The sequence below is a fragment of the Corallococcus sp. CA041A genome (assembly GCF_003612075.1).
Taxonomy (GTDB): Bacteria; Myxococcota; Myxococcia; order Myxococcales; family Myxococcaceae; genus Corallococcus; species Corallococcus exiguus.
Map to the genome: position 1 here is coordinate 1 of NZ_RAWF01000366.1, position 7,803 is coordinate 7,803.

The 7,803-nt window shown below is 67.5% G+C and carries 7 protein-coding genes, 4 tRNA genes and 1 pseudogene; 1 reads left to right on the plus strand and 11 read right to left on the minus strand.

The genetic code is table 11. From position 1 onward, the window contains the following. Positions 1–393 (plus strand): annotated as a pseudogene (locus tag D7V77_RS38600) (phage recombination protein Bet); the annotation flags it as partial. 89 nt (positions 394–482) lie between these two features. Here the strand turns inward: D7V77_RS38600 and D7V77_RS38605 are convergent. The 11 genes from D7V77_RS38605 to D7V77_RS38655 all read right to left on the minus strand — a co-directional run bounded on the left by D7V77_RS38605 (position 483) and on the right by D7V77_RS38655 (position 7,469). Continuing rightward, positions 483–1,781 (minus strand): serine protease, encoded by a 1,299-nt coding sequence (locus tag D7V77_RS38605; RefSeq protein WP_120581227.1) that lies wholly within the window; start codon positions 1,779–1,781, stop codon positions 483–485. A gap of 180 nt (positions 1,782–1,961) precedes the next feature. Further along, positions 1,962–2,035: transfer RNA gene (locus D7V77_RS38610), tRNA-Arg, on the minus strand. 15 nt (positions 2,036–2,050) lie between these two features. After that, positions 2,051–2,124 (minus strand) — tRNA-His (locus D7V77_RS38615). A 94-nt stretch (positions 2,125–2,218) separates the two neighbouring features. Then, positions 2,219–2,292 (minus strand) — tRNA-Arg (locus D7V77_RS38620). Between the two features lie 39 nt (positions 2,293–2,331). Then, positions 2,332–2,405: transfer RNA gene (locus D7V77_RS38625), tRNA-Pro, on the minus strand. A gap of 71 nt (positions 2,406–2,476) precedes the next feature. Then, on the minus strand, positions 2,477–3,067 hold the full coding sequence (gene rdgB / locus D7V77_RS38630; protein ID WP_120581228.1) for an RdgB/HAM1 family non-canonical purine NTP pyrophosphatase: 591 nt from the start codon (positions 3,065–3,067) through the stop codon (positions 2,477–2,479). Continuing rightward, positions 3,064–3,768: a ribonuclease PH gene (rph, locus tag D7V77_RS38635; protein WP_120581229.1), complete on the minus strand. Its 705-nt coding sequence runs from the start codon at positions 3,766–3,768 to the stop codon at positions 3,064–3,066. The genes rdgB and rph overlap by 4 nt, the downstream gene beginning before the upstream one ends. Before the next feature lie 48 nt (positions 3,769–3,816). Continuing rightward, positions 3,817–4,590 (minus strand): N-acetylmuramoyl-L-alanine amidase, encoded by a 774-nt coding sequence (locus tag D7V77_RS38640; protein WP_233597497.1) that lies wholly within the window; start codon positions 4,588–4,590, stop codon positions 3,817–3,819. 96 nt (positions 4,591–4,686) lie between these two features. Next, positions 4,687–5,748, minus strand: a complete 1,062-nt coding sequence (selD, locus tag D7V77_RS38645; protein WP_120581231.1) for a selenide, water dikinase SelD — start codon at positions 5,746–5,748, stop codon at positions 4,687–4,689. Between the two features lie 16 nt (positions 5,749–5,764). Then, entirely contained in the window at positions 5,765–6,709 is a 945-nt protein-coding gene (locus D7V77_RS38650; protein ID WP_120581232.1) for a DUF4388 domain-containing protein, read from the minus strand. Positions 6,710–6,746: 37 nt separating this feature from the next. Continuing rightward, a complete protein-coding gene (locus tag D7V77_RS38655; protein WP_014394857.1) occupies positions 6,747–7,469 on the minus strand; it encodes a lipopolysaccharide assembly protein LapB in 723 nt (240 codons plus the stop codon). Positions 7,470–7,803: the final 334 nt, after the last annotated feature.

The following is a 7,803-nucleotide window of genomic DNA, read 5'->3' on the forward strand; positions in this document are numbered from 1 at the left end:
ACCCTGGCTCCGGCCCCCGCCCCCGCGGAAGCCGCCAAGGTGGTGGAGACGGCGCGGACTCCGGAGAAGGAGGAGGCGCGGCTGGACGTGGACGTGCCGCTGGCGCCGGCCACGACGGTGGCGGCGGTGCCCGTGTCCCAGACGCCCGAGCGTTCGAAGGCGAGCGCGGTGGTGGTGGCGTTCGGCCCCCACAAGGGAAAGGCGACATCCGAGCTGTCCGACGACGAGCTGAGCGAGACCATCGACCTGGCGCACGAGAAGCTGATGGAGCAGCCCCGGGCCCGTTGGGCGAAGGCCATGCGCGAGAACCTCACCGCGCTGGAGGCGGAGACGGAGCTGCGCTGCCAGGCGCCGTCCTCCAAGGACCGCGCCGGGACGAACCCGGAGGCCTGAGGCCGCGTCATTCGCTGAGCTGAAGAACGCCCGCGTTCCCGAAGAGGGGACGCGGGCGTCTTGCTACACGTTGGCGGCCTCGATGCGGCTCACGGCGTCAGGTTGTAGAACATGCCACTCCCAGGCAGATTGTAGACGTAGACGGGAAAGGTGACTTCCGAGACCTGAGCGCCCACAAACCCTGTCGTGCGGTACGAGGCCGGCAGCTGGAAGCGGAAACCATGGGCTCCCGTGAGGCCGAACTCCTGGTTGATGTCCGTCCGGACTTGATCCGTCAGAACGGTGAGCGTCGTAGCGGCAGGGGGGAAGGTCGTGCGGGTGATGTTGATCGAGACCGTGACCGGGGCCTCCGGCGTCCTGCGGTCGAAGATCCACCCTGACACCCAGCCCGCGCTGTCGATGCTTTCCAGCGCACCCTTGTGCTTGAAGCAGAGGCGATCGCTGGTGAAGCCGGGCGTTGCGCAGAGGTCATTCAACACGAGCCGGATGGGGTAGGCGGAGCCGGTATAACTCGACAGCACCCGGTTCACCACGTTGCAGGTCCCCCCAGGGCCCGGCACGTAGTCATCCCCGCCCCGGCCGGCATAGAGGACGCCCGCGACGGTGTAGCCCGACAGATCGTACACCGCGCTTCCTGAGTTCCCACCGAATGCATCCAGGGACGCTGCGATCTTGGTGGACGTGGTGTCCGCGTGCAGGACCCCTGCCGCGTCGATCTTCAGCGGCATCCCCGAAGGCGAACCAATCATTCCCATGGGGTGACCCACGGGGAATGGATTGTTGCCGAAGGCAACCCGCGCCGGCTTGAACCGGGGCGTCGCGGCACGATTCAATCGGATGACCGCGTAGTCGTTGACCCAGGCAGCTCCCTTGACAATGACACTCGAGCACTGGAATGCATCCGCGCTCGTCATGGGGGGAATGTACCCGGTGAAGGTGTGGTAGTAGCCAAAGACCCAGCTCCCATCGCAGATGGAGCTCAGGCAATGCGCCGCGGTCAGCACGACGTCGTCGTCGATGAGCACGCCCGAGCAATCCGCCAACGTCGGGTCGCTCAGGAAGCGCTCACTGGGGCAGAGATTCTTCGCGGTCCCCAGCGGTGTGCTCGCGGCCAGCTGGGCCGCGGTAGGTGCCCCCCCTGTGTACATCCGGCTGGGCGTTGAATTCATCGCAAGGTCCAGCAGGTTGATATTCGCCGTCCCATAGACATCCACGCGATCATCCGTGAAGTCCGTGAGCGCCGATTCACTGGCTTTCGGATTGGCTGGCGCCAGGGTTGGGGCGCTTTCAGGTCCGCACGCAACCGTGCTGAAAGCAGACACCGCGACCACGAACCTCGCAACACATCGCCACGCGTCCCAACGCCTGGCGTTCGTCTTGTTTGTCATATGCCCCTTCTACGAAAGATGAGGCGCCTTTTAGACAAACCAGACGTCGATGACAGGAATTATTTCCCCGTGAACGATTCCAGTGCCGCACGGGGTGCGGTGGATGCGTTTGGACTGTGGGGAACCGAAGCGCGGAGCCGGGAGGCGGCGTCTGACGCGGCTTCAAGAGGGTTGAGACAGTGCGCCCAGAGGGACTTGAACCCCCAACCCTCGGCTTCGAAGGCCGATGCTCTATCCAGTTGAGCTATAGGCGCGGGGAAGCAAAGAAGGGCGAATGACCGGGATCGAACCGGCAACCTCCGGAGTCACAGTCCGGCGCTCTAACCAGTTGAGCTACATTCGCCGTCACTTCGCACGTCTCACGGCGTTGCTGCGGCGGTCTCCTACCGTGGAAACCGGGGCTGTTCAAGGCCCAAAACCACCGGCCAGCAGATTAGCGCCCCAGGCAGGGCTCGAACCTGCGACCCCCGACTTAGAAGGTCGGTGCTCTATCCAGCTGAGCTACTGGAGCTGGCCGGTCCTCACGGCTGAAACATCACGGCACTTCAAATCGGGGCGAGAGGATTCGAACCTCCGACCCCCTGCGCCCAAGGCAGGTGCGCTACCAGGCTGCGCTACGCCCCGAGAAGTGCTGCATTCTTCGCCTAACGCGGACGGACGCGCAAGCTTGCTCTTCCTGACGCCCGCCCGGCCGGTCAAAGCGCCAACAGATGGCGCCTCATCAACTGGAAGGCCCGGGCCCGGTGCGACACCCGCGACTTCTCCTCCGGCGCCAGCTCCGCCATGGAGCGCCCGCCCTCCCCCTCCACCTGGAACACGGGGTCGTAGCCGAAGCCGTTCGTCCCCTTCGGAGCCCGCAGGATGACGCCCTCGCAGCGGCCCACCTCCACCCGGGCCTCGTCACCCTTCCCCGTCACCAACGCCAGGGCGCAGCGGAAGGACGCGGTGCGTTTTTCATCCGGCACGTCCGCCAGCTCGGTGAGGAGCTTCTCGTACCGGGCCTTGTCGTCCCCCGGCGCGTACCGGGCGGAAAGCACGCCGGGCTGTCCGTCCAGCGCGTCCACGAACAGCCCGGAGTCGTCCGCCAGCGCGGGCAGGCCGGTGGCCTTCGAGTACTCGCGGGCCTTCTTCACCGCGTTCCCCTCGAGGGTGTCGGCGTCCTCCACGGGCTCGGGGATGGGGGGCAGGTCCTTGAGGGACACCACCTCCACCGCGTCTCCCACGAGCGCGCGCAGCTCACGCAGCTTGCCGGCGTTGCCGGTGGCGAAGAGCAGCTTCGGCTTCATCCCAGCACCTTCGCCTGCGCGGCGGCGAGCTGTTGGATGGCGGCCAGGCCCCCGTCCAGCATCGCGTCCATCGACTTGCGGTCGAAGAGCTTGTGCTCGGCGGTGCCCTGCACCTCCACGATGCGGCCGTCGCCCGTGGCCACGAGGTTCAGGTCCACCTCCGCGGTGGAGTCCTCGTCGTAGTCCAGGTCCACGCGCACCTCGCCGTTCACCACACCCACGGACACCGCGGCCAGCGGAGTGAGGCCCTTCAGCAGGCCCGGCTTGTTGAGCGAGCGCATGGCCATCACCAGCGCCACGTACGCGCCGGTGATGGACGCGGTGCGCGTGCCGCCGTCCGCCTGGATGACGTCACAGTCCAGCGTGAAGGTGCGCACGCCCAGCGCCTGCAGGTCCACCGACGCACGCAGGGCACGGCCGATGAGCCGCTGGATCTCCATGGTGCGGCCGGACTGCTTGCCCTTGGCGGCCTCGCGCGCGCCGCGGGTGTGCGTGGCGCGCGGGAGCATGCCGTACTCGGCCGTCACCCAGCCCGAGCCCTTGCCCATCAGGTGCGGCGGGACGCGGTCCTCCACCGAGCAGGTGACGAGTACCTTGGTGTGGCCGAACTCCACCTGGACGGAGCCCTCCGCGTAGCGGTTGACGTTGGGCGTGAGGGTGACAGGCCGGAGGTCCAGCGCACCACGGTTGAACGAACGCACGGGGAAAGGCTCCTGACAGGGAGGGACAGGCGAAGCCCCCACGCTTTATCAGGGCGCGGTGGATCCAGCCACCGGTTGCGAGGGCGAGGAGTCCCGCCGCCGCGTCTCCCGGAGGAAGGCCTGCACCCCGTCCGCGATGGCCTCCGCCAGCGTCTCCTGGTACGCGGCCTTCCCCAGCCGCGCGCCCTCCTGCGGGTGGGAGATGAAGCCCACTTCAATCAGCACCGCCGGCGCCTCCACGCCCGTGAGGACGAAGAAGGGCGCCTGCTGCACGCCCCGGTCCGCCGCGCCGCTCTTCGACACCAGCCGCGGGTGGATGGCGTAGGCCAGCCGGGACGCATCCGAGTGCGCCTCCGTGCGCGCCAGGTCATCCAGGATGAAGGCCAGCGTGGAGTGTCCACGCGCCGCACGGGCCGTGGGGGCTTCCGCGTTCTCTCGGTCCGCCACCGCGCGCGCCGCCTCACCGGAGGCGTTGGCGGAGAGGAAGTACGTCTCGATGCCCTCGGTGCGCTCGCGCAGCCGCTTCGTGGGCATGGAGTTGGCGTGGATGGAGAGGAAGAGGTCCGGCCGCTGGATGTTGGAGAACTCCACCCGCTCCGACAGCGCCATCAGCGTGTCGCGGTCACGCGTGAGGAACACCTCGCTGCCCGCGGCCTCCAGCTTGTCGCGCAGGCGCTGGGCAATCTGGAGCGCGACCTCCTTCTCCCAGATTTCGCCGGGCCCCTTCGCGCCCTCCTTCGCCCCGCCATGTCCCGGGTCGATGACGATGCGAGCACCGCGCTCCCCCGCTCCGGCGAGGGCCGGCAGGAGGCACGCGAGCATGACGAGACCGAGAGGGAAGCGGCGCGGCGACATTCGCGCAGGGATGTTAGCGGAGGCCCGGCCCGGAGGCGAAATCCGCTCCCGGACGCGGTCGCCTCAGCCGATGACGTCGATGCCGGGGCGGCCCGCCTGCACTTCGCCGATGAGGGCCGCGTCCACGCCCGCCTTCTCCAGCGCCTGGATGGCCTTGAGCGCATGGCGCGCGGGCACACTGGCCAGGAGGCCGCCGTTGGTCTGCGCATCCGCGAGCAGCCACTGGATGTGCTCCGGCAGCCCTTCCGGAAACGTCACCTGCTTCTTCACGTGGGCGAGGTTCGTCTTCGTGCCGCCTGGAATCACACCGGCCTCCGCCAGCGCGGGCACCTCCGCGATGAGCGGGATGCGCTCCAGGTCCACCGCCGCGCGCGTCTTCGCGCCGTTCATCATCTCCAGCAGGTGGCCCAGCAGGCCGAAGCCCGTCACGTCCGTGAGCGCGTTCACCTTGAACGCACCCGACGCGAACACCTCACCGGCCGCCTTGTTGAGCGTGGCCATCTGCGCCGTCACGCGCTTCGTCAGCGCCTTGGACGCGAGGCCCCGCTTGATGGCGGTGGTGGCGATGCCCGTGCCCACGGGCTTGGTGAGCAGCAGCACGTCCCCCGGCTTCGCGCCCGCGTTGGTGAGCACCTTCTTCGGGTGCACCACGCCGGTGACGGCCATGCCGAACTTGGGCTCCGGGTCGCGGATGCTGTGGCCGCCGAGGATGGGGATGCCCGCCTCGTCCGCCTTGGACTGGCCGCCCGCGAGAATCTTCTGCAGCGTCTTGAGCGGCAGTTCGTCCGGGAAGCACACCAGGTTGAGCGCGAACAGCGGCTTCGCGCCCATGGCCCAGATGTCCGACAGGGCGTTGGCCGCGGCGATGGCGCCGAACTGGAACGGGTCGTCCACGAGCGGCGGAAAGAAGTCCACCGTCTCCACCACGGCCATGCCCGGCGCCACCTGGTACACGGCGGCGTCGTCATTCGTGTTGAATCCCACCAGGGCCCGGGGATGAGACGTCTTCCCCTTCAGCCCGCCCAGGACCTTCGCCAGGTCCCCCGCCTTGAGCTTCGCCGCGCAGCCCGCGCAGTGGCTCATCTCGGTGAGGCGCTTGGCCTTCACCGGTTTCTCGCCCGCCATGGTGTTCCCCCGCGCCCTACTCCGCGCGCACGTAGTCGCGCTTCATGAGCTGCACCACCGTTTCGGCGGTGAGCACGTCGTCGCCGTCCGAGTGGTCCAGCACGCCACCCAACGAGCCGTGGTTGTGCACCAACTGCAGCACGTCCAGGTGCTCCGGCGTCAGTTCCTTCAAGGGCGCCGTCAGCGGCTGCGCGATGCGCAGCGCCGTGGCCATGGGCGGCAGGTTCGGCTGCAGCCGCTTGAACTCGTCCAGCTGCCGCAGGGCGTCCATCAGGAGCGCTTCGGTGGAGGAGTCCAGCTCCACCATGAACTCCTGCGAGTCCGCCGGGCGCAGCTCGAAGTCACCCTCTTCCCAGGTGACGATGCGGTTGAAGCTCTTCTGCGGGCCCAGGTTGTGGTTGTCGTCGATGACCGCGTAGTACACGCGGCCCTGGCGCAGGTAGATGCGACCCTCGTGGGCGTTGTTGACCACGAGCACGCCGTTCTTCTTGGACGTGTGGAAGAGCTGGAGCAGGTCCGGGAGGGGAATCTCCTCAATCTTCCCCGTCATGGAGCTGGCCTTGGTGGTCCGCGCGGCCTGTGCGGCGGCGGCCTCCTCCAGCTTCTGCTTCACGACGCTCTCGTCCACGGCGGCGCTCTCCGCGCCCTGGTGCACGAGCTTGAGGATGGAGGTCCCGATGAGGATGCGGTCCCCCTCCTTCAGCTTGGCCTGCTTGACCTTCTCGCCGTTGACGAAGGTGCCGTTGGTGGACCCCAGGTCCTCGATGGTGATGGCTCCGTCGGAGAACAGGATCTTCGCGTGCTTGCGCGAGACCATGTCCTCCACGAGCACCATGTCCAACTCGCTCGACCGTCCGACGACGATCTGCTTGTTGGCCTTCAGCGGGAACTCACCGCCCTGGTACTTCCCGGAGATGAACTTGAGGGCAAAGGACTTCGCCGTACCGCCAGGAGTGCTCACGGTGCCGCGACCTCGATGATGGAAGTTGCCATGGTGCTCAACCCGTTACTTCCGCCTTGCCCGGGTCCTTCACCAGGTTGAGGTACATCTGCGCGCTCTTGTTGCCGGGGCTGCGCACGAGCACGTCTTCCCAGACCTTCACCGCCTCGTCACGGCGTCCCGCCGAGTACAGGGCGATTCCATAATTGATCCGTCCAGGAATGTACGACGGATTCTGCGCGATGACCTGTTCGTACTCCGCCAGGGCCGCCGCATTGTCGCCGGCGTCCCTCAGGGCATTGCCCAGCTTCAGGCGGATGTCCACGAACTCCGGGAAGTGGGCCAGCGCGCGGCGGTACTCTTCAATGGCCTTGGCCCACACGCCGCTGGAGGCGAACACGTCGCCGATGTCGGCGTACATGTTGGCCACCTTCTTCATGACGTAGGGGTCCAGTTCGCCGGGGGCGCCCTTCTGGCGGGACAAGGCGGCCTGGTAGACCTCCTTCGCCTCCGCGTACTTCCCCATGTCGTTGTAGATGACCGCCAGGTTGAGCGCGGCCTCGGTGTACGCGGGGTTGAGCCGCAGCGCGGACTCAAAGGCCCGCTGCGCCCGGGCGAACTGGCCCTGGTCGTGGTAGATGATGCCGAGCATGTTGTAGACGTCGGCGAAGGTCGGATTCTGCTCGACCACCTTCGTCAAGAACTGCTCGGCCTGGGCGTACTGCTTCTTCTCGAAGGAGCCGCGCCCGAGGGTCAGTAGCTGCTTGAGGGCTTCGTCCATGACTCGGCCCGCGCGGGCCCCTGCCTCCTCGGGAAGCCTACATCAGCCCGGGCGAAAACAAGAATTGATCGCCCTCGCGCACGAGCAAAAGCGGTCGCTCACCCCGGGTGTCCACCGGCCGGGCCGGGAGATCGCCCTCCAACCGGTAGTGCTCCGTCACCGTCACCTCGTCCCGCTCCAGGCGCGCGTACCACGCCTGGACCGTCAGCCGCCGCGCCTCGAATCGCCCGGCTGCTGGGCCCGGAGACGGCGCTCGTCACCGGCATCAACGGTGTGCCCTACTGGTACTTCCACGGACTCGAAGGCCCGTACGCGGGCCGCCACATCGAGAGCG